This window comes from Devosia sp. 919 (assembly GCF_013185965.1).
Lineage (GTDB): Bacteria > Pseudomonadota > Alphaproteobacteria > Rhizobiales > Devosiaceae > Devosia.
Genome location: NZ_JABAOL010000001.1, coordinates 3,065,050 through 3,086,001, shown reverse-complemented (window position 1 = coordinate 3,086,001; position 20,952 = coordinate 3,065,050). Strand labels below are relative to the sequence as shown.

Here is a 20,952-nt window from a genome sequence, read left to right as displayed (position 1 = left end):
TTCACGCCGACCGGGCGGCCTAAAGCGTTGGCACAGAGCGCCGGCCGGGACGTGGATGGGTTGTTCGGTGCCGCCCGATACCCCAAATCCGGCAAATTCACCAGCCCCGAGCATGAAAGAGGCGCAGTTGCCCCGCCAATCCTTGCCAGTTGCCCCGTCGCCATGGTGGACGCCCGAGCTGCATCGGGACCGTCGGCCCGTGCTGCTGGCGCGCAACCGGACTGAGGCGGGGGTGCGGGGATACCTGGCCGAGCACGACTTTATCCTCGTGGATCCGCCCGGCTTGCAGCGCTCGCCGGGCAATGAAACCCATCTGCATGCGTTTGAGACCACTGCCATTGGCAATGACGGGGTGGGGCATCGCGCGTTCCTGCATACCTCGCCCGAATTTGCGATGAAAAAGCTGCTGGCGGCAGGCGAGCACAGGATCGCCAGCCTCGGGCATGTCTGGCGTAATCGCGAGCGGGGGGCGCTGCATGCCCCGGAGTTCACCATGCTCGAATGGTATCGGGTGGGCGAGGACTATACCGCGCTGATGGCTGACTGCATGGCGCTGTTGCGTTTGGCGGTCGCGGCGACAGGGGCAGAGCGGCTGCGGTTTCGCGGGCGGGAAGCCGATCCAGTCGCCGAGCCGGAGCGGTTGAGCGTGGTGGACGCGTTTGCGCGCTTTGCCGGGATTGATCTTTTGGCGACGATGGACGCTGAGGGTGAGACGGATGCGGCAGCGCTGGCCGCGCAGATGCGGGGGCAGGGGCTGCAGGTGCCGGCGGAGCATAGCTGGAGCTATCTCTTCAGCCTCGTGTTGACCGAAAAGGTCGAGCCCAATCTGGGGCTGGGGCGGGTGACGATCCTGGATCGCTATCCAGCGGCGGAAGCGGCGCTGGCGCGGCGCTGCGCGGATGATGCGCGGGTGGCGGAACGGTTCGAGCTTTATGCCTGTGGGGTGGAGCTGGCCAACGGGTTCGGCGAATTGACCAATCCAGAGGAGCAGCGGCAGCGCTTCGAGGCCGAGATGAATGAAAAGCAGCGCCTTTATGGGGAGCGTTACCCGATCGACGAGGAGTTTCTGTCCGCGCTGGCGCTGATGCCGGCGGCGAGCGGGATTGCCCTGGGGTTCGACCGGCTGGTGATGCTGGCCACCGGGGCGCCGCGGATCGATCTGGTGCAATGGGTGCCGGTGGCGGAGTTTGGCGCATGAGCGACGGGCGGCCGATCCGGACGGCGGGCGAGCTCGCGGCGGCAGGGCTGGTGGCGCCGGGCGAGGTGGTCGGGCTCGAGGCGGTGGCGGCGCGCTATGCCATTGCCCTGACGCCTGAGCTCGTGGAACTGATCGATCCGGCGGATGCGGCGGACCCGATCGCGGCGCAGTTCGTCCCCCAGCTGTCGGAGTTGCACACGACGCCCGAGGAGCGGGCCGACCCGATCGGGGACCTCAGCCATTCGCCGGTGGAGGGGATCGTGCATCGCTATCCAGACCGGGTGCTGCTCAAGGCCGTGCATGTGTGCCCGGTATATTGCCGGTTCTGCTTCCGGCGCGAGATGGTAGGCCCGCAGGGGCTGGGGACGCTCGCACCCGAAGCGCTGGAGTGGGCGCTCAATTATATCCGCGCGCATGATGAAATCTGGGAAGTGATCCTGACCGGGGGCGACCCGCTGGTGCTGTCGCCGCGGCGGCTGCGGGCGATCACCGAGAAGCTGGCCGACATTGCGCATGTGCGGGTGGTGCGGTTTCATACGCGGGTGCCGGTGGTGGAGCCGGGGCGGGTGGATGATGAACTGGTGGCAGCGCTCAAGGCGAGTGGCAAGACCACCTATCTTGCCGTGCATGCCAACCATCCCCGGGAGTTCACCCCGGGGGCACGGGCCGCGGTGGCGCGGCTGGCCGATGGGGGCATTGCGCTGGTCAGCCAGTCGGTGCTGCTCAAGGGGGTGAATGCCGATGTGGCGGTGCTGGCCGAGCTGATGCGGTGCTTTGTCGAGAACCGGATCAAGCCCTATTATCTGCACCACCCGGACCTCGCGCCAGGGACGAGCCACTTCCGGGTCAGCATCGAGGAGGGGCAGGCGCTGGTGGCGGCGTTGCGCGGGCGCATTTCCGGGCTGGCGCAACCGACCTATGTGCTCGACCTGCCCGGCGGCCATGGCAAGGCTGATATCGGCAAAGCGGCGATTGCGGGCGGGGATGGATGCTTTACGGTGCGGGACTGGCAGGGGCAGGAGCATCGCTATCCGCCTGCCGGATAGATCACGGCGAGGCGTAATTGGCTGGTAAAGAGGGCAATGGCGGGCCGCCGCTGGACGAGCCCGAGCATGAATGGGGCAATGGCTCCATCGGCACGTATTTCGAATGGAAGGCGGCCAAGCAGCAGGCGTTTTACGGCGTGCCGATGGAGATTGCGCGCATGCGGGCGGAACGGGCGGCGCTGCTCGGGCTGACCTATGAAGAATATACGCTTGAACTGCTCGAGCGCGGGCGGTTTTTGCAGGCGAGCGACGCCGAACGGATTGCCCATATCAAGGCCAAGCGGGGCGTGCGCTATTGAGGGAAGGCGTATGGCCACCTTCTGCTTACCCTTCAAGGCGGTCGGGCTCGCCTCCCCCGCTCCCGGCCTCCCCCTTGAGGGGGAGGTGAAGAAAGGGGGCTTACTGCTGGACGGTTTCGAGCGGGCGGCCGGCCGGGAAGATGCCGGACATCACCACAAAACCGGGGATGCGGCGGACGCGGTCGCTCCAGCGGCGCAGGGCGGGGTAATCGGCGCGGCTGATGCCGCCTTCCTCGGACAGCATCACATAAGGAAAGCAGGCGATGTCGGCGGTGGTCGGGTGGGCGGGCGAGCACAGCCAGTCGCGCCCTTCGCGTTCGCCGAACCAGAGATGCTCGTCCATGATGCGGAAAATGCGGTGGGCGCCGGCCTGGGATTTTTCGACGTCGAAATCATAGCCATAGCCGAGCGCGAGGCGGGCGGCGGAACTGGTGGCGGTGATGTCATCGGCCACGGCGTGCCAGCGCAGCACTTCAGCGGTGATGGCCGGGTCCTCGGGGAACCACTGGCCGGAGGCGTCATATTTCTTGGCGAGATAGGCGAGGATGGCGCCGGAGTCGGAGAGGGTCAGCCCGTCATCGACCAGCACCGGCAACTGGCCAAAGGGATTGAGGCGCAGGAACCAGTCGGATTTGTGCTGGCGGCCGGGAAAGAAGTCCACCGGCACGATGTCATAGCGCAGGCCGAGAATGCTCATCAGCAAGCGCAGCTTGTAGCAATTGCCGGAGAGCTCGAAATCGTAAAGCGTGATGGTCATGGGTTGGGCTCGGTCTTGCTCAGTCTACCGGGAAAGGTAGCGCAGGGTGAGGGGCGGTGAATCACTGATGGACCCCCACCCCCGGCCCCTCCCCTCAAGGGGGAGGGGAGGGATGGCGCCGAGAGATCCGGTGCAATCAACGCCAGCATCAGATGTCGAGGACCAGCCGCTTACCCTTGGCGCGGCTGACGCAGGTGAGGATGGCGCGATTGGAGCGTTTCTCGGTGTCGTTGAGGTAAACGTCCTGGTGGTCGACCTCGCCTTCGATCACGCCGGTGAGGCAAGTGCCGCAGGCGCCTTGTTCGCAGGAGCTGGGGGTTTGCAGGCCCGCTTCGCGCATCACTTCGAGGATGGTCTTGCCGGCAGGGATCTGCAGGGTCATGGCCGAGCGGGCCAGTTCCACCTCGAAGGCCGAGGACTGGTCGATAACCTTGTCGTTCTTGAAATATTCGAAATGCACGGCCTCATCGGGCCAGCCTTGCGCGGCGGCGGTAGTGCGGACGGTTTCGAGCATGGATGCGGGGCCGCAGATATAGACATGCTGGGCGCGGCTCCAGTGGCCGAGCGCCTCGGCAATGGTCCGGCTGCTGTCGCCGCGGGGCAGGCCGGCATGGATGGTGATGTTGCCGGCGAGCTGGCCCAGTTCCTCGCGGAAGGCGGCGTGTTCGCCCTGGCGCACGAAGTAATGCAGCTCGTAGGGCAGGTGAGACTTGTCGAGAAAGCGCGCCATGGAGAGGATCGGCGTGATGCCGACGCCGCCGGCGATGAGGACGGTGCGGGTGGCGTCGCGGCGCAGCGGGAAGTTGTTGCGCGGCTCGCTGATGGCCAGCACGTCGCCCTCCCTGACGCTTTCGATGAGGATCTGCGAGCCGCCCTTGGAGGCGCTCTCGCGCTTGACGCCGATGGTATAGCTCAGCAGGTCGCCCGGGCCATTGGTGATGGAATATTGCCGGACGAGGCCGTTGGGGAGATGCAGATCGATATGCGCGCCGGGCTGGAAGGTTGGCAGATGGCCGCCATCGAGCGCCGCGAGCTCAAAGGCGACGATGCCATCGGCGCTGTCCCATTTGCGCTTGACCACGACGCGCAGGGTGTTGCCGCGCGGCACGGCGATATCGGGCATGGTGGAAAGTTCGGCCGAGACCGGGGCGAAGGCGGGCTGCAGCGGCTCGGGCGCCGGCTTGCGGCGGGCGGCGCGCTCCAGCCGATCCCGCAATTGGGTGAGGCGCTCATTGTGGTGGCGCAGCACGGGCAGGGGGCGGGTGGGCGAGCCTTCGATAAGGCCCCGGATCACGGCGCGGCCGGCGTCGACGGGCTGCACGAAGAACACGGCGCGCTCGATGACCTCACCCGACTGGGCGGTGAGGCGGACCGAAAGGGGCGACAGGCGCTCGATCATGGTGCGGGCGGCTTCGCCATCCAGCGCCTCGGCTGGCTGGAAGCGGTATTTTTCCAGAGCGAGCGCTACGTCTTGGGGGGCGGCGTTCAGAGGGACGGGGCGCAGCGCGACCCAGTCGGCGCCATCGCTACCGGCAAATGGAGCAAAGGGCTGGGCGTCGGCCGCGGCGGACCAGACGAGGCCAAAGGCCTCATGGGCGGGATAGGTGCGGTTGGTGATGCGGCGGGCCGGCGCGTCGGCCGGATGGGCGGGGATATAGGTGCAGCCGGCCGAGCGATTGGCATAGCGCCAGCCATGATACTGGCATTTGAGTTCGGCGCCCTCGTTGATGCCGATCGAGAGGCGTACGCCACGGTGCAGGCAGCGGTTTTCCCAGACATTGACATTGCCGTCATCGGCCCGCCAGACGGCCAGTTCGCGGCCCAGCAGCTGGCCCTGATAAACATGGCGGAAGGGCAGGTCATCGCTCGAGGCGATGGGATGCCAGGTGGTGTCGTCGAGGTCTAGGGGCATGGGTCAACCCAGGGCAAGTGGGGATCGCGCCACGATCGGGGGCAAACAGGCGGGGCTCTCCTGGCGTACGGGAGACCTTGGTGAGGGTTACCCTTAGGGCGGGGCTGTTCACAAGGGGGCGGGTGAAGAAAGAGGGTCGCAGGGGCGGTTGGCGGCGGGGCTGTGGCCTTCCTTCCCCTTGAGAGGAGGTTTGTTGGGGGGTGGTGCGGTGGGTCACTGAGGGACCCCCACCCTCGGTCCCTCCCCTCAGGGGGGAGGGAAGGCAGAAGCGGATGGCGTTGGGGGAGCTGGAAGTGCTGAATATGTGCTTTGCTTCGAAATCCGGACCGCGGAGGGGCCTGAACCCCCACCCTCGATCCCTCCCCTCAAGGGGGAGGGAGGCGATGGGGCCGATGGCTCGCGGACGGATGGTCTTGTTCGAGCACTGAGGTCCGGGGCTCGCGTCCCCCCACCCCGGCCCTCCCCGCGTGGGGGAGGGTGAAGCGGGGGCTCAGCCAGATTACATCTTTTCGCCGGGGAGTTGGGCGGCCTGGTGGATCCAGGCGGTGAACTGGGTGGGGTCGATGGGGTCGTGTTCGCCGATATGGTAGGCGCGCACCTTGGGTTGGGTGGAGACGATTGGTGGGGGTGGGGTCAGGGCGTGGCCGTCAAAGAAGGTCACCTTGACGTATTTGGTGAAGCAATGGAGCGAGAGGAACCAGCGGCCTTCGGTGGCGCCGTAAAGGGGGGAGTTCCATTTGACGGCCTTGTGGACGCCCGGCAGGGCGGCTGCGATCAGGCTATCGAGTTGCTCGCCGACGGCGCGCTTCCAGCCGGGCATGGCGGCGAGGTAGGCCTGGATTGGCTCGTTGCCGTGGCCTTTGGGGATTTGGGGATTACCGCCGGAGAGGAGTTTTGGTTCGCCCGTTGCTTGAGGAGTTGCGGACGGGCCTGAACCCCCACCCTTGATCCCTCCCCTCAGGGGGGAGGGAGACGACTGCTTGACTGGTGACATTGTTGTCTCCTCTTAGCGTGCGCCGCCTCGCCTCCGGTGTTCCCCGCTTATCCCGCGACGGGGATGGTGCCGTAGGTGATCCCCTTCTGGCTGAGCCAGCGGCGATAGGCGATGGCGGATTTGTCGGCACGGATGGGGGTTTCGGCGCGAGGATCGAGCGGCAGGCGCTTGGGGAACTGGTTTTCGAGGATCGGCTTGTCCTGACCGAAAATGGTCTGCTGGAAGCGGCGCAGATCGGTGATGGTGGAGGTCGAGTCGATCATTGATTGCAGCAGATGGGCGCGGCAGCTTTCCTCGGTCACGGGCTGCAGGAAAATGCCGATCACGTCGCGGCGCGATTCATCCTCGGGGCAGGATTTGTAGAGCACCGAGCAGAAGGGATGGGGCACGCGATAGACATATTCCACCTCGATCCCTTCGGTCGCCGAGAGGGCGGCGCGGGGCTGGAAGAAGCGGCAACGGGTGGCCAGCACCTCGTCGCGCTCTTCGGAGACTTCCACGTCGTATTCCTTGACCTCGGTATGGGGCTCGGAGCCGAGGATATCGGTGTGGACATAGGGGAAGTGGCCCATATCGAGGAAGTTCTCGACGGCACGCGGGGCCGAAACATGGATGCCGATGGAGCCACAGCTCATGTTGACGCGGTCAGGCTCGCTGTATTCGGGGATGGGGAAGAGCTCGGCAGGCGGGGTGCCAAGGCTGGTCCAGGTATAGCCATAGCCGGTGCTCACGGGCAGCCGTTCGGTAATTTCGGCTGGATCGATCTCGTCGCCTTGCTCTTCATCGGTGCGGCGCCAGACCACGGGATTGCCCGCGGCATCGCGGGTGAGCGCGAGCTTTTGGCCCAGAAGCATGGTGGTTTCCACAAGGCCCTGGGGCACTTCATCGGTGGCGGCAATGACGTGCCAGAGGTCGAGGGTTACGGGATCGATGGGCGAGGGCATGGGCAGGTCCAATGGTGACACCGCGCCAGCATAAGGGCTGGGCGGCGCGGTGCCAAGTTCGAGGGGCGATCAGCTTTCCCGGAAGATGTCGAAGGGGCCAAAGGCCTGGGTGGTGGCCATGAGCTGGAGGCGGTTGACGTTGACGTGGGCGGGCAGGGTCGTGGTCCAGAAGATGGACTCGGCGATGTCCTCGGCGGTCATGGGCTGGGTGCCCTGGTAGGGCTTGCCGGCCTGGGCTTCGTCGCCCTTGAAGCGCACAAGGGAAAACTCGGTTTCGGTCAGGCCCGGCTCGATATTGGTGACGCGCACCTGCTTGCCCTGCACATCGGAGCGCAGGTTGAGGGCGAACTGCTTCACGAAGGCCTTGGTGGCGCCATAAACGCTGCCGCCGGGATAAGGGTAGTCGCCGGCGACCGAGCCCAGGGTGACGATATGGCCGCCGCCGCGCTCGATGAGGCCGGGCAGGAGGGCGCGCACGGTGTAGATGAGGCCGTTGATATTGGTCGCGACCATGGTTTCCCAATCGGCGATGTCGGTTTGGGCGGCGGGCTGCAGCCCGAGGGCAAGACCGGCATTGGCGATGACGATGTTGATGGCGGCAAAGGGCTCGGGCAGGGCGGTGATGGCCGCTTCCAGCGCAGCGCGGTCGCGGATGTCGAGGGTGATGATATGGCAGTTGTCGGCGCCCAGCTCGTCGCGGAGCTCTTGCAGGCGCTCGGTGCGGCGGCCGGTGGCAATGACCTTGCCGCCGGCGGCGACATAGCGGCGGGCAGCTGCCGCGCCAAAGCCCGAGGTCGCGCCGGTGATGAAGACAACAAAGCGCGTGGGATCGAGCATCTGGTACATGAGGGGTCCTGCAAATGGTGTGGGCGAGCCGGGAAGGTGGACCGGGCGGCGGCGGGGGTCAAGCAGCGGCGGGCGTTAACCCCGTGCTAACCATAAGCGGAATGGGTGCGGCGATTCGGCAACTCCGGTGGTCACAATTAGGAACAAATTGCGCGGACCGGTTGTTCCGGCGCTGGGGTCGCTCTACACTGCCCGGTAAGGTAAACAGGCTTGCTGCAGGCCTGTCTGGCCGGTGCGGGACGATGAGCGAAGGCCTGGCGCGGGCGACCAATCTTGGTGGCGGCGCAGGCGAACTGGGGGCGGGTTCACTGCAAAACGCGCGGATTGTAACGAGTTTAAGCGCCCTTTGTCTTGCTGCGGCCTTAGCCGGGCCGGTGTTTGTGCCGGCGGCTGCCGCGTTCGAGATTTTCGGCATCAAGCTGTTTGAAGACCAGACGGAGGCGGATGCCGAGGCGGTGATTGCCGATCCGCAGCCCTATACGGTCGAGGTCACCGTCGCGGGCGAAGGGGAGGTGGAAAGCGCGGTACGCAATGCTTCGGCTCTCGTGGCCGATGCGGACGAGCCTGCTTCGGGTGCAGCCGGGTTGCTGGCCAAGGCGCGGGGCGATTACCGACGGATCATCGCCGCGCTTTATAATGAAGGTTATTACGGCGGCACGGTCCATGTCCTGGTGGCGGGACGCGAAGCGAGCGATCTTGCGCCTGACGTGTCGCTGCCCGACCCAGTCGGGGTCGTTATTACCGTGGATCCCGGCCCGTTGTTCAACTTCAACCGGGTTGCAGTGGTCAACGAAGCGCCCTTGACCAGCGATCCCGCGGATCTGGTGGAGCTGCCCGAGGAGCGCGGCTTTGGGTCCGGTGAGGTGGCCAAGTCGAGCGTCATTCTCGCGGCTGAAAAACTAGCTATCGAGGCTTGGCAGGAGCAAGGCTACCCCAAGGCGCAGATTCGCAGCCGCGAGGTCGTGGCCGATCACGCGACACGCACGGTGGATGTGGCGATCACGGTGGATCCGGGGCGGCATGCCGGGTTCGGTGACATCACTGTATCGGGTACCGAGCGGATGGACCCCGAGTTCGTGCGCCGCCAGACCGGCATCGAAGTGGGTGAGGAATACGATCCCGATACGCTGGACCGGGCGCAAAAGCGCCTCGACCGGCTCGAAGTGTTCCGTTCGGCCCGGTTTGAAGCGGCCGAAGCGGTGGGCGCGGATGGTTTGCTGCCTTATCAATTGCTGGTGCAGGAGTTGCCGGGGCGCCGCTTTGGCGTGGGCGCCAGCTATTCCAGCATCGATGGGCTGGGAGTGGAAGGGTATCACCTTTGGCGCAACCTCTTCGGGCAGGCCGAGCGGCTGCGGCTCGATGCGCGCGTCGCGAGCATTGCTTATCCGGTAGAAACCGAAGAGTTCGACTATTTCTTTGGCGGCACCTTCACCAAGCCCGGGATCTGGACGCCCGATACGGATCTGGTGGCGGTGATTTCGGCCGAGCGGACGGTTAATCCGACCTATATCGAGACATCGGCGACCGGGCGGGTCGGGCTGACCCATATCTTCTCGGATCAGCTGACCGTTGAAGGCGGCACGTTCTATGAGCGGGGCCGCTACGAGGATGATTTCGGCACGCGCGATTTCTCGCTGCTCGGTGTTTATGCGGGCGCCATTTACGATGCGCGCGACGACAAGGTCGATCCGACCGGGGGCTTTTACCTAGCGGGCAATGTCGAGCCGTTCTACGAGCTGAGCTATGGCAATGCGGCGGCACAGCTGACGGTTGAAGGGCGCGCTTATTGGGGTTTTGGCGAGGACGAGCGGTTCGTTTTGGCCGGGCGGCTCAAGGGCGGATTGCTGGCAGGCCCGGACCTGGCGGAAATTCCGCCTGACCGGCTGTTCTTTGCCGGCGGTGGCGGCTCGGTGCGTGGCTATGGGTTCAAGTCCATCGGCGTTGAAGGCCCCGATGGGATTGTCACCGGTGGTCGCTATCTGCTGGAAGGCTCGATCGAAGCGCGCGCCAAGATTACCGACACGATCGGTGCCGTGGCGTTTCTCGACGGGGGCTATGTGGCCGCAGACGAATTCCCGGGCATTGATGACCTGCAATTGGGCGCGGGTCTCGGGTTGCGCTATTACACGGGCCTTGGGCCGCTGCGGCTCGACGTGGCGGTGCCGCTCAACAAGCGGGACGAAGACCCTGACTACGCCATTTATGTCGGCATAGGACAAAGCTTTTGATGGCACTTTTCCCGTTCTTTCGGCGGCGGTTTGCGGCGCTTGTGGTTCTGGCGCTCGCGCTCCTGTTTGGCGCCACGGCGCTGTCGCTGTCCCAGGACGGGGCCGAAGAGGAGCAGAAGAACTGGATCACCAATTTCGTGCAGGATCGGCTATCGACGCCTGAGCGGCAAATCCAGCTGTCCAATATCGAAGGGGCGCTCGGCTCCAATGTGGTGATCCGCGAGATCACCATAGCCGACGCAGAGGGCGTATGGCTGCGCGTCAACAATGCGCGGCTGAACTGGAACCAAGGCGCGCTGCTGCTGGGGCGCCTGGAAGTGCGTTCGCTTGCAGCCGATTCCATCGAATACCTGCGCAATGCTATACCCAATGACCAGCTCGACCTGCCGGCCCCCGAGGCCGTGCCGTTCAGCGTGCCTGAATTTCCCGTCGCCATCACCATTGAGGAACTGGCTGTTCCGCGGGTGAGCTTTGGCGAGGACGTGTTTGGCCTGGCCTCCGAGATTTCGCTGGCCGGCGGTTTTACGCTCGCAGACGGCAATCTTGATGCGCAGCTCGATATTATCCGGCTCGACGGGCCGGGGGGAACCCTCGATCTCGATGTTGCCTATAGCAATGAAACCAGCAGCATCGAGCTGGCGCTCGCGTTGGTGGAGCCGGAAAACGGCGTGTTGGCCAATCTGTTGCGCATCGATGGGCGGCCGGCGGTGGAACTGCGGCTGACGGGGTCGGGCCCGGTGGCCGGGCTGCAAACGCAGCTGACGCTGGTGGCCAATGGGCAAACCGCGCTGTCGGGCGGCGCCCGGGTTACCCAGACGGGCGAGGGGCACAATATCGACCTGGATGTGCGCGGGCCGCTCGCCATGCTGGTGGCCGAGCCTTACCGGCCCTTCTTTGGTGCTGAATCGGTGCTGTCGGCCGATGCGCTGGTGCGCTCGGAAGGCGGGTTGAGCATCAGTGGCTTGCGGCTGAGCGGCGGGCAACTGGCGCTGGAAGCTTCGGCGCAAACCACGCCGGACAATTTCCTGCGTGAGTTGGTGCTGCGCGCCAATATCGCGGACAGCACAGGCGCGCCGGTGACGCTGCCGGTGCCGGGCGCCGCAACTACGGTGCAATCGGCCGTGCTCGCAGTGGATTACGGGGTGGGCGACAGCGAGGACTGGAGTTCGAGCTTTTCGGTAACGCAATACGCAACCGAGGGCTTTGCAGCCGATACGCTGGCGTTCAATCTGGGTGGCGTTGCGGCCAATCTGTCCGACCCAGCCACTCGCCGCCTGACCTTTAATGGCGATGGCACGCTGGGCGGCATTGCAGCATCGCCCGAGGTGGAAGCGGCGCTGGGCGACGGGATCGGCGTTGGCATTGCGGGCCTATGGAATGCCGGCCAGCCCGTTGAGCTGGCCGAGTTGCGCGTTGTCGGGGAAGCCCTGACAGCGGCGCTGTCGGGCACCATTTCGGGCCTCGATTTTACCGGCGACATCGCGATCGAAACGGCCAGCATTGCGCCGTTCTCGGGACTGGCTGGGCGGGAGCTCGATGGCGGGCTGACGCTGCGGGCGACCGGTAGCGTCATGCCGGTGACCGGGGTGTTCACGCTCGAACTCGACGGCACCGGGCGCGATCTCCAGATCGATGACGAGTTGGCAGACAATCTGTTGCAGGGCGAGGTTGCCCTGTCCGGCCTGGTGGCGCGCACCGAGGCGGGGCTGACCGCCAAGGAATTCCGCATCGCCAACCAGCAGGTGCAGGTGCTGGCGGACGGCACCTTCTCGTCCAGCGCGGCCGATTTCACCTTCAATCTCGGCTTGGCCGACCTGGCGCTGCTCTCGCCCGAAGCAACCGGCGCGCTCAGTGTTGTCGGCACCGCCAAGGGCCAGGAGGGCGTGATTGCGCTTGATCTTGACGCCACCATTCCCAGTGGCACGCTGGCCGGACGGCCCTTGCGCGAAGCGGCGCTGGGTTTTGCCGGGCAATACCAGGACGCGCGGCTCGCGGGCGCCGTTACCGGCACCGCGTTTGTGGACGGACACCGCTCGAGCCTCGGGGCCGATGTGGATGTGAATGCCGATACCCAGGCTCTACGCAACATTGCGTTCCAGACTGTGGGCGCGGAAATCACTGGCGGGCTGGTGCGCAATGTGGCCAGCGGGCTGATCGATGGTGATCTCGTGGTTGCGGCGCCCGATATTTCGGTGGCGGCAGCGCTGGCGCTGGTGGAAGCGCGCGGCGCGATCAATGCTCGGGCAGTGTTGTCGGGTGTTGATGGCAAGCAGAATGCCAGCGTCAATGGCGATGTCTCCGGCCTTCGGATCAACGATATCCAGGTGGGCGCCGCCGATTTTACCGCCGAGATCGGTGATCTCTTTGGAGTGCCGGCGGTTGATGGCCGGGTCAATGCGAGCACGGTCGCGGCAGCGGGAGTGACGATCCAGACCCTCGAGGCGACGGCGAACCAGACCGGCGACACCACCGCATTTGACGCACAGGCGCGGCTGGCGACGGGCACCGATGTGGACGTGGCGGGATCCCTGGCTCCGGTGGAGGGCGGCTATCGGCTGGCGCTCGATCGGGCGCAGCTGGCGCAAGGGGAACTTTCGGCGCGCCTGGCGCAGCCAACCGTGCTGCAGGTGAGTGGCAACAATGTTGCGCTGCAGGCAGTGCGCTTCGATGTTGGGTCGGGCTCGATCACAGCGACCGGCTCGGCCGGGGAGGTGCTCGACATTGCGCTCGAGGTCAATTCCCTGCCGCTGTCGATAGCCAATGCGGTGGCCCCGGATTTGGGCCTGGCGGGAACGCTCGATGGGCAGGCCCGCATTACCGGCAGCGGCAGCGATCCGCAGGTGCAGTTTACCGCACGGGGGGCGGGGATCAATGCAGCCGCGATCCGCGATTATGGGGTGGCCCCGCTGGCGCTGACCGCCGAAGGCAGTTTTGCCGGGGGGGTGGTGCGGCTTGGGTCGGTGCAGGCCAATGGCGCGGGCGGGCTGACCGTTTCGGGTAGCGGCAGCGTGCCGCTGGCGGGCGAGGGGCTCGATCTGCGCTTGCAGGGGGCGGCGCCGCTGACCCTGGCCAACCGCTTCGTCGCCGATCGCGGCGCGCAGTTGAGCGGCACGGTGCAACTTGACACCCAGGTGAGGGGGAGCCTGCAGGCGCCGCAATTTGGCGGCTCGGTTTCCACCAGCAATGCTGGCTATGTCGATCCGGAGCTCAATCTGCGGCTGGTGGGGATCACCGGCTCGGCGAGCCTTTCGGGCACGCAGCTGGCGATCAATAGCCTTGGGGCGCAGCTCGCCACGGGGGGCACGGTTGCGGCCTCCGGTACGGTGGGACTGACCGGTGGTTTCCCGGCTGATCTGCGGCTGGCGCTGCGTTCGGCCCGTTACGCCGATGGCGACCTGTTCGTGGCGACCGCATCGGGCGATCTGGCACTGACGGGCAATCTGACCGGTTCGCCCCTGCTGAGCGGCAATCTCCTCGTAGAGGAAGCCAATATCACCGTGCCCGAGAATTTCGGTGGCGGTGCGGCGCTGGTCGAGGTGGAGCATGTGCGCCCGCCGCGCGATGTGGCGCAAACCCTGGCCCGGGCGGAGGTGACCACCCGCGGCGGGGCACCGGTGCCGCGTACGCGGCCAGCCGGCGTCGTGCTTGATGTCAATGTCAACGCACCCAACCAGATCTTTGTGCGCGGCCGCGGGCTTGATGCGGAAGTGGGGGGCACGGTGCGGCTCACCGGACCGCTCAACGATATTCAGCCGGTGGGGGCGTTCGAGCTCAATCGCGGGCGGTTGAGCCTGTTGGGCCAGCGCATCGTGTTTGATAGCGGCATTGTCACGCTGGTGGGCGACCTGGATCCCGTGATCAATTTTGTCGCGAGCACCGAGGGCGACGACATTACGGTGTTCGTCACGGTCGCCGGCCGGGTGTCGGATGTCGAGGTGACCTTCACCTCCAATCCGGTGTTGCCGCAGGATGAAGTGCTGGCGCGGCTGATCTTCAAGCGCTCTATGGGCGAACTGTCGCCGCTGCAGCTGGCGCGGCTGGCGGGCGCGGCGGCCGAACTGATGGGCGGCGGCGGCGGGGGCCTCGTGGACTCCTTGCGCGGTGCTGCCGGGCTCGATGATCTCGATGTGGTCACCGACGCGGAAGGCAATGTGGCCGTGCAAGCCGGCACTTATATCCAGGACAATGTGTATCTGGGCGTGCAGGCTGGTGCCGGCGGGCAGAGCCGGGTGACGATCAATCTCGATGTGACTGACGACCTCAAGGTGACGGGCGCTGCTGGACAGAACGGCGAATCCGCGCTCGGGGTGTATTACGAGAAGGATTATTGAGGGGGCTTGCCTGTGTTGGTTGGCCGAGCGATCTCGTGCTGGGCTCCGGCCCAGAGCTGGGGTCGGTAAAGGTCGGTGCGTTGCTGAGGGCCCCCCACCCCCGGCCCCTCCCCGCAAGGGGGAGTGGAGGGTTCGCCCTCAGCTTTGGTGCTGTGGGGGGCGTTGTATAGGGGCGCCCTCTGCAAGATCAGGATGGGCCCTGGCTCAAGGTCGGGGTCACAATCGCGGTTGAGGGCGGGTCAAGCCCTTGCCTGATTGCTGTGCGGCGAGGGCCGGCTGTTGCCGGCCCGGTTTTTTTGCTAGCGAGCGCCACCGGTTTGGGCGGCCTTGGCTTCGTCCCACCACCAGATGGTGGGGAAGCCGCTGGAGAATTCGGGCAGGGGCTCGGGGTGGCTGAAGCGGTCCCAGTGCGCGATGCGCGAGGTGCGCAGGGAATAGGACGGCACCACGAAATGATGGGCAAGCAGCACCCGGTCGAGCGCCTTGGTGACGGCTTCCTGGGTGGCGCGGTCATCGGCGACGACGAGCTTGTCGATCAGCGCATCGATGCCGGGATCGGCAATGCCGGCATAGTTCTGTGAGCCCTCTTCGTTGACTGTTGAGGAGCCGAAGAAGTAGCGCTGCTCGTTGCCCGGCGAGAAGGATTGCGGCCAGCCGGCATAGGTGACGTCGTAGTCGAAGGAGCGCAGGCGGTTGATGTATTGCGGGCTGTCGACGGTGCGCAGCGAGACGGCGACGCCGATCTGGGCGAGGTTAGTGACGAGGTTGGCGGCGACAGGCTCGATGGTGGGGCCGTTGAGCAGGATTTCAAAGCTCAGCTGCTGACCATTGGCATCGATGAGACGGTTGCCCTCGAGGCGGTAGCCGGCGTCGGTGAGGAGGCCGAGCGCGGTACGCAGATTGGCGCGCAGCTTGGTTGGATCGCCGCCGACTGGATTGGTGTAGGGCTCGGTGAAGACGCTGGCGGGCACGAGGTCGCGCACGGATTCCAGCACTTCCAGTTCCTCGCCCTCGGGCAAGCCGGTGGAGCGGAAGGGCAGGCCGAAGAAGTAGCTGTCGACGCGCTCATACTGGCCATAAAACAGGGTGTTGCTCAGCTCCTCGAAGTTGAAAGCGTAGTTGAGGGCTTGGCGCACGCGCTGATCCTGGAATTTTTCGCGACGCAGATTGGGCACAAAGCCGATCATGAGGCCGGAATTGGCATAATCCTGGGGGAAGAGTTCCTGGATGATGCGGCCTTGAGCGACGGCAGGGAAATCATAGGCGGTGGCCCAGCGGCGCGCGGAATTCTCGTTCCACCAATCGAACTGGTCGCCCTTGAAGGCCTCGAACTGCACGGTCAGATCGAGGAAGTACTCGATGCGGTATTCGTTGAAATTGTTCTGACCGATCTGGGTTGGGTGGTCGGCGCCCCAGTAATCCTCGACGCGGGTATAGGTGATGGTGCGGCCCGCATCGAAGCTGGCGAGGCGATAGGGGCCCGAGCCCAAGGGCGGCTCAAGGGTAGACTGGGCGATGTCGCGCTGCTTGCCATTGGCGTCGGTGCCCTCCCACCAGTGCTTGGGAAACACCTGTAATTGCCCGAGGATCAGCGGCAATTCGCGGTTGCCGGTCTGGTTGAAGGTGAAGGTCACCTCGCCGGGCGCGGTGACTTCGGCGCTTTCGATATTGGCATAGTACTGCATGCGGTCGGGATTGAGTTCGATGTTCTTTTCGAAGGTCCAGACCACGTCTTCGGCTGTGACCGGCTGGCCATCGTGCCAGCGCGCCTTGGGGTTCATCCGGAAGGTGACTGCACCATAGTCCGGGGCGATCTGCAGGCTTTCGGCGAGCAGGCCGTAATAGGCGCTGACCTCATCAAGGGACGGGGTCAGCAGGGTTTCGAACAGCAGGCCGACGCCGTCGGCGGGCTCACCCTTGGGGAGGATTGGGTTGAAGGTATCGAAGCCGCCCAGACTGCCCAGCCGCACCGTGCCGGCCTTTGGCGCATCGACATTGACGTAATCGAAACGGGGGAATCCATCGGGGTATTTGGGCTCGCCCTCCATAATGAAGGATGAAGTCCACACGCCAGTCGGGGTCTGGGCCCCGGCGGGCAGGGCAAGGCAGAACAGGGCCAAGGCGGTGGCAACAAGGGGCGCAAACTTCATCGGCTGGCTCCGAACATGGGCAGAAACTGTGGTTGGAATCTAGGCTGGTTTGTCATGGGCCGACAGGGGCAGGCGGATCAAGATCACGCGTGTCAGTGGCGGCGATGTCGAAAGCCGCGGCCATAAGCGCGCGGGTATAGTCCGTCTGGGGCGCGGCAAAGACATCGCCGGCGGCTCCACTTTCCACCACTTTGCCGTGGCGCATCACAAGGAGGGTATTGGCGAGTGCGCGCACCACTTTGAGATCGTGGGAGATGAACAGATAGGTCAGGCCGCGCCGGGCCTGGATGTCTCGCAGAAGATCAACGATCTGGGCCTGGATGGAGACGTCGAGTGCGGAGGTCGGCTCATCGAGCACCAAGAAGCGCGGCTCGAGCACGATGGCGCGCGCGATGGCGATGCGCTGGCGCTGGCCGCCCGAGAACTCGTGGGGATAGCGGAAGCGGGTGGCGGGCGAGAGGCCGACCTCCTCAAGCGCGCGGACGACGCGGCGGTCGCGCTCGGCGGCGTCGAGTTTTGGGGCGTGAACTTCAAGCCCTTCGCCGATGATGCGATCAACGGAAAGGCGCGGACTGAGCGAGCCGAAAGGATCCTGAAAGACGATCTGCATGTCGGCGCGCAGTGGGCGCATGGCGCGCCAGGAGCGTTCGTGCACCTCGTTGCCGAGGACGACGATGCGGCCCTGCGAGGCGATGAGGCGGAGGAGGGCCAGCCCAAGCGTCGATTTGCCCGAGCCACTTTCTCCCACGACGCCCAGGGTTTCGCCCTCGCGGATGGCAAGGTCGACCCCGTCCACCGCCTTGATGTGGCCGATTGTGCGCCGGAGCAAGCCACGCTTGATTGGAAACCAGACGCGCAGGTCCTTGGCTTCCAGCGCGATCGGTGCATCGGGGCGGGCCGGCGGCGGGGCGCCCTTGGGCTCGGCGGCGAGGAGGCGCTGGGTATAGGGGTGTTGGGGCGCGGCAAAGAGGGCTTTGACTGCGCCGGTTTCAACAATCTCGCCGGCCTGCATGACGCAGACCCGGTCGGCGATGCGGCGGACGATGCCGAGGTCATGGGTGATAAAGAGCATGGCCATGCCCAGCCGCGCCTGCAACTGCTTGAGGAGGGTCAGGATCTGCGCCTGGACGGTAACGTCGAGCGCGGTGGTGGGCTCGTCGGCGATCAGGAGGTCCGGCTCGTTGGCGAGCGCCATGGCGATCATCACGCGCTGGCGCTGGCCGCCCGAAAGCTGATGCGGATAGGAGGCGAGGCGACTGGCGGGATCGGGGATGCCGACCTGATCGAGCAGTTCCAGGGTGCGGGCGCGGGCGGCGTTGGGGCGCAGGCCGCGATGCACGGCGAGCACTTCCCCGATCTGGCGCTCGACGGTGTGCACGGGATTGAGGGAGCTCATCGGCTCCTGGAAGATCATGGAGATGCGATTGCCCCGCACGGAGCGGAGCTCGGCGGCGGAGGCGGAAACGAGGTCGGTGGCGCCGAGCTGGATTTCCCCCGCAATGGTGGCGGTGGGCGGCAGGAGCTTGAGGATGGACAGGGCGGTGACGGATTTGCCCGAGCCGCTTTCACCGACAAGCGCCAGGGTTTCGCCTGGCGCGATATCAAAGGCGATGTTGTGGGCAGCATCGGCAGGGCCGAAGCTGATGGTGAGGTCGCGCACGGAGAGGAGAGGGGTCATGGGGTGGCCTCCTCATGGTGGTGATTGGTGGCTTGAGTGGTCGGATGGCGGGATGCCGGTGCTGGTTGCGGCCGCCGTGTTTCGTTGATGGACCCCCTCCCTAGCCCTCCCCTCAAGGGGGAGGGGACCGCTCGTTTGGGCACCGGCGTATCAGCACACAAGCCCAGTTTGCGGAGGGGCCTGAACCCCCACCCCGGCCCTCCCCTCAAGGGGGAGGGGGTAGCGCGGGGCTCAGGGGTAGTGGGAAGGCGAAGGAACTGGGTCATGCCAGGGTCCGGCGGGGGTCAAAGGCGTCGCGGACGGCTTCGCCGATGAAGACGAGGAGGGTCATCATCAGGGCGATGGTGAAAAAGCCGGTGAGGCCGAGCCAGGGCGCTTGGAGGTTGTTCTTGCCCTGGGCGAGGAGTTCACCAAGCGAAGGGGAGCCGGGGGGCAGGCCGAAGCCAAGGAAGTCCAGCGAGGTCAGGGTGGCGACGGAGCCCGAAAGAATAAAGGGCATGAAGGTCAGCGTGGCGACCATGGCATTGGGAAGGAGGTGGCGGATCATGATGGTCCAGTTGCCGACGCCAAGGGCGCGGGCGGCGGCGATATATTCAAAATTGCGGCCGCGCAGGAATTCGGCGCGCACGATGCCAACGAGCGCGACCCAAGAAAACAGCAAGAGAATGCCAAGCAGCACCCAGAAGCTTGGGGCAATGAAGCTCGAGATGATCAGCAGCAGATACAGGGCGGGGATCGAGGTCCAGATCTCGATGAAGCGCTGCATCAGGAGATCGGTCCAGCCGCCGAAATAGCCCTGCACCGCACCGGCGGCGACGCCGATGATGGAGGAAGCAATGGTCAGCACGAGACCGAAGAGGATGGAGATGCGAAAGCCATAGAGCAGGCGGGCGAGGACGTCACGGCCGCGGTCGTCGGTGCCCAGCCAGTGGTAATTGCCGAGATTGCACTCGGGATCATCGACCCCCAGGGGATAGCGCGCGCAGTTTTCGGCGCGGTCCATGGTCCAGCTGGGCGCGACGGCGCCGGAATAGGGCAGGTAGCTGTCGACAGTGGCGTAGCTGAAGTGCACGGGCGGCCAGATTGCCCAGCCATTCGCCTTGATCTCGTCAGCGATGAAGGGATCGCGGTAATTGGTGACGGCAAGAAAGCCGCCGAACTGGGATTCGGGATAATCCACAAAGGCGGGAAAGAGCAGTTCGCCCTTGTAGGAGACGAGGATGGGCCGGTCATTGGCAATGAATTCAGAGCCCAGCGTGAGGATGAAGAGGACAAGGAAGATCCAAAGCGACCAGAAGCCCCGCCGGTTGGCGCGAAAATTGGCGAGGCGCCGCTGGTTGATTGGGGACAGCCAGCCATTGCGTGGGGCTTCGAGCACGGCAGCTTGTTCGGCCATTTCGCTCATAGGCCGCGGCTTTCGAAATCGATGCGGGGATCGACCCACATATAGGCGAGGTCGGAGAGCAGGCTGATGACGAGGCCGAGCAGGGAGAAGATATAAAGGGTGGCAAAGACCACGGGATAATCGCGGTTGGCGACGGACTGGAAGCCGAGCAGGCCCAGCCCATCGAGCGAGAAGATGGTTTCGATGAGGAGCGAGCCGCCAAAGAAGGCCCCGACAAAGGCGCCGGGGAAGCTCGCGATAATCAGCATCATGGCGTTGCGGAAGACATGGCCATACAGCACCTGTCGCTCGGTCAGCCCCTTGGCGCGGGCCGTGGTGACATATTGCTTGCCGATCTCATCGAGAAACGAGTTCTTGGTGAGCAGGGTCGTCGTCGCAAAGGCTCCCAGAGCCATGGCGGTGATGGGCAAGACGAGGTGCCAGGCGTAATCGAGAATCTGGCGCCACCAGGGGAAGTTCTCAAAGCCCGGCGAGGTCAGGCCGCGCAAGGGGAAGGCGGACCAAAAACTGCCGCCCGCGAAGAGGACGATCAGCGCGATGGCGATGAGGAAGCCGGGAATGGCATAGCCCACGATGATGACTGTCGAGGTCCAGACATCGAAACGCGAGCCGTCGCTGATGGCCTTGCGGATGCCAAGGGGAATGGAGATGCCGTAGGAGATCAGCGTCATCCAGAGCCCGAGTGAGATGGAAACGGGCATTTTCTCGCGGATGAGGTCGATCACGGAGATGTCACGGAAATAGCTCTCGCCGAAATCAAAGCGGAGATAATTCCACAGCATGGTGCCGAAGCGCTCGAGCGGCGGCTTGTCAAAGCCGAATTGCTGCTCGATGCGGGCGACGAGTTCGGGCGGCAGGCCGCGTGAGCCACGATATACCGAGTTATTGCCGCCAGGATTGGCGCCGGGCTGGGCGGCGAAATCGCCACCGGCGCTGCCGGTGACGCGTTCGGCGATGGAGCTGTTCTGGCCGCTCAGATTGGCGAGCGCCTGCTCCACCGGGCCACCCGGAGCGAACTGGACCACGAGAAACGAGATCGCCATTATGCCGAACACGGTCGGTATCATCAGAAGGAGGCGGCGAAGAATATAGGCGCCCATCAGATCTCCATGGCTGGCTGTGCCCGAGCAAAGCGCCGAAGCTGCCCATGTGCAAATCACCAGC

The 20,952-nt window shown here is 65.1% G+C and carries 14 protein-coding genes; 5 read left to right on the top strand and 9 right to left on the bottom strand.

The genetic code is table 11. From position 1 onward, the window contains the following. Positions 1-142: 142 nt before the first annotated feature. Genes epmA through HRQ64_RS14950 form a run of 3 tightly spaced genes read left to right on the top strand, consistent with a single transcriptional unit; the run spans position 143 to position 2,543 of the window. Positions 143-1,198: an EF-P lysine aminoacylase EpmA gene (epmA, locus tag HRQ64_RS14960; protein ID WP_210258679.1), complete on the top strand. Its 1,056-nt coding sequence runs from the start codon at positions 143-145 to the stop codon at positions 1,196-1,198. Continuing rightward, positions 1,195-2,244: a lysine-2,3-aminomutase-like protein gene (locus HRQ64_RS14955; RefSeq protein WP_172123970.1), complete on the top strand. Its 1,050-nt coding sequence runs from the start codon at positions 1,195-1,197 to the stop codon at positions 2,242-2,244. Before epmA ends, HRQ64_RS14955 begins: the two co-directional genes overlap by 4 nt. 17 nt (positions 2,245-2,261) lie before the next feature. Next, positions 2,262-2,543: a hypothetical protein gene (locus HRQ64_RS14950; protein WP_172123968.1), complete on the top strand. Its 282-nt coding sequence runs from the start codon at positions 2,262-2,264 to the stop codon at positions 2,541-2,543. 100 nt (positions 2,544-2,643) lie between these two features. Here HRQ64_RS14950 and HRQ64_RS14945 read toward each other — a convergent pair whose 3' ends face one another. The 5 genes from HRQ64_RS14945 to HRQ64_RS14925 form a co-directional block, all read right to left on the bottom strand. Further along, on the bottom strand, positions 2,644-3,300 hold the full coding sequence (locus tag HRQ64_RS14945) for a glutathione S-transferase family protein (RefSeq protein ID WP_172123966.1): 657 nt from the start codon (positions 3,298-3,300) through the stop codon (positions 2,644-2,646). A gap of 148 nt (positions 3,301-3,448) precedes the next feature. Beyond that, positions 3,449-5,212, bottom strand: coding sequence for a Rieske 2Fe-2S domain-containing protein (locus HRQ64_RS14940; RefSeq protein WP_172123964.1), 1,764 nt, complete (start codon positions 5,210-5,212; stop codon positions 3,449-3,451). Between the two features lie 499 nt (positions 5,213-5,711). Then, complete coding sequence (locus HRQ64_RS14935; protein ID WP_172123962.1) at positions 5,712-6,206, bottom strand: DUF1801 domain-containing protein; 495 nt, start codon at positions 6,204-6,206, stop codon at positions 5,712-5,714. A gap of 47 nt (positions 6,207-6,253) precedes the next feature. After that, a complete protein-coding gene (locus HRQ64_RS14930) occupies positions 6,254-7,150 on the bottom strand; it encodes an aromatic ring-hydroxylating dioxygenase subunit alpha (RefSeq protein ID WP_172123960.1) in 897 nt (298 codons plus the stop codon). A gap of 69 nt (positions 7,151-7,219) precedes the next feature. After that, positions 7,220-7,996, bottom strand: a complete 777-nt coding sequence (locus HRQ64_RS14925; protein WP_172123958.1) for an SDR family NAD(P)-dependent oxidoreductase — start codon at positions 7,994-7,996, stop codon at positions 7,220-7,222. A 242-nt stretch (positions 7,997-8,238) separates the two neighbouring features. On the opposite strand from HRQ64_RS14925, the gene HRQ64_RS14920 reads away from it, so the two are divergent. Both HRQ64_RS14920 and HRQ64_RS14915 read left to right on the top strand, forming a co-directional pair. Further along, on the top strand, positions 8,239-10,224 hold the full coding sequence (locus HRQ64_RS14920; protein ID WP_172123956.1) for an autotransporter assembly complex family protein: 1,986 nt from the start codon (positions 8,239-8,241) through the stop codon (positions 10,222-10,224). Continuing rightward, positions 10,224-14,555, top strand: a complete 4,332-nt coding sequence (locus tag HRQ64_RS14915) for a translocation/assembly module TamB domain-containing protein (RefSeq protein WP_172123954.1) — start codon at positions 10,224-10,226, stop codon at positions 14,553-14,555. Before HRQ64_RS14920 ends, HRQ64_RS14915 begins: the two co-directional genes overlap by 1 nt. A 299-nt stretch (positions 14,556-14,854) precedes the next feature. On the opposite strand, the gene HRQ64_RS14910 is transcribed toward HRQ64_RS14915, so the two are convergent. The 4 genes from HRQ64_RS14910 to HRQ64_RS14895 form a co-directional block, all read right to left on the bottom strand. Next, entirely contained in the window at positions 14,855-16,705 is a 1,851-nt protein-coding gene (locus HRQ64_RS14910; protein ID WP_172123952.1) for an extracellular solute-binding protein, read from the bottom strand. Between the two features lie 52 nt (positions 16,706-16,757). Then, positions 16,758-18,383, bottom strand: coding sequence for an ABC transporter ATP-binding protein (locus tag HRQ64_RS14905; RefSeq protein ID WP_172123950.1), 1,626 nt, complete (start codon positions 18,381-18,383; stop codon positions 16,758-16,760). Positions 18,384-18,645: 262 nt separating this feature from the next. Beyond that, positions 18,646-19,779, bottom strand: coding sequence for an ABC transporter permease (locus tag HRQ64_RS14900; RefSeq protein ID WP_348983116.1), 1,134 nt, complete (start codon positions 19,777-19,779; stop codon positions 18,646-18,648). A gap of 5 nt (positions 19,780-19,784) precedes the next feature. After that, positions 19,785-20,888: a microcin C ABC transporter permease YejB gene (locus HRQ64_RS14895; protein ID WP_172123948.1), complete on the bottom strand. Its 1,104-nt coding sequence runs from the start codon at positions 20,886-20,888 to the stop codon at positions 19,785-19,787. Positions 20,889-20,952: the final 64 nt, after the last annotated feature.